Source organism: Cellulophaga sp. BC115SP (assembly GCF_009905545.1).
Classification (GTDB): Bacteria; Bacteroidota; Bacteroidia; order Cytophagales; family Spirosomataceae; genus Flectobacillus; species Flectobacillus rivi.
The window spans coordinates 1-925 of sequence record NZ_JAAALB010000162.1 but is presented as its reverse complement, the minus strand read 5'-3'; the positions used below and the strand labels follow the sequence as shown (position 1 = coordinate 925).

The 925-nt window shown below is 39.6% G+C and carries 3 protein-coding genes; all 3 read left to right on the top strand.

All coding sequences use genetic code 11. The annotated features are described in order from the left end of the window. Window positions 1-29 precede the first annotated feature (29 nt). Entirely contained in the window at window positions 30-368 is a 339-nt protein-coding gene (locus tag GVN22_RS28575) for a hypothetical protein (protein ID WP_166554174.1), read from the top strand. Next, the gene (locus GVN22_RS28570) at window positions 361-639 is read left to right on the top strand and encodes a hypothetical protein (RefSeq protein WP_166554173.1); all 279 of its coding nucleotides are present in this window, start codon (window positions 361-363) and stop codon (window positions 637-639) included. Before GVN22_RS28575 ends, GVN22_RS28570 begins: the two co-directional genes overlap by 8 nt. Beyond that, window positions 639-925, top strand: a 287-nt coding sequence (locus GVN22_RS28565; protein ID WP_166554170.1) for a hypothetical protein, incomplete at its 3' end; no start/stop codon positions are given. The genes GVN22_RS28570 and GVN22_RS28565, both read left to right, overlap by 1 nt.

The window sequence follows — 925 nt, the reverse complement described above, 5'->3', positions numbered from 1 at the left end:
AATTTTTAACCCTCTAAATCACACACCTCATGTACAAAATCCTATTAGCTCCCAATGTAAAGGGCATTAGTGAAATTCTAGTGAACTATGACAACATTTCAGAAATGAAGCAAACTGCTGAAATCTCCTACGCAGAAGTCATCGACATTTCGAAAATTGTAGATAGAGCTCGTTTCCCTCAAGCCGAAGGAATTTCCCAAATCAACAAGATTTGGAGAGCCGAAGGACAATTATTCGACGATTGGTATAATGAACCAGATACTCTTTTGGTTGAATACCTTTTGGAGAACCTCGGCTTGGCTTTCACCAGTATTCAAAAAGTTGATCCTCAATCTGGACAATTTGTAACTTTTAAGACCAATGAATAAGAAAAAGATAAACTTCAATATCCCTTTCAAGGGATTAGATGATAAAGCAGTTGTAGAAAATGCTCAAGAATTAAACATCGGACAAATCCTAGCCTCACGTATTGCCTATAGCAACAGAGGTGCTGGAAAACTCATGTTTTTGGGCTTTGACATTTACAAAGGAAACGAGTTGGAGTTGGACGCCTCAGATGTTAGTTTACTACGAAACTTCGTAGAAGAAGACGAAGCCATGACCAACCTACTCAAGTATAGAATCCTTGAACTTTTGTAATGTTTAGTCAACTCTATCTACCCATTAAGCTCCCGCTCTGGAAGGTACGCCTTCTACAGGGCGGAGCTCTTTTGTTTGTATGCCTACTCATTGCAGTGGGATATTTCTATTATCAGAAAGATACCCAAGTAGCTAAAGCCGAAGGGCAGAAAATAGAAATCAATGAGAGAATTGCCCATCGAGAGCAGCAAAGGACAACCCTGCAAAAAATTGCCTACGAAGCATTCAAAAACGGACTTTCTACCCAAGAACAAATCCAAGAAAAGCACCATGAAGACGAACGCAA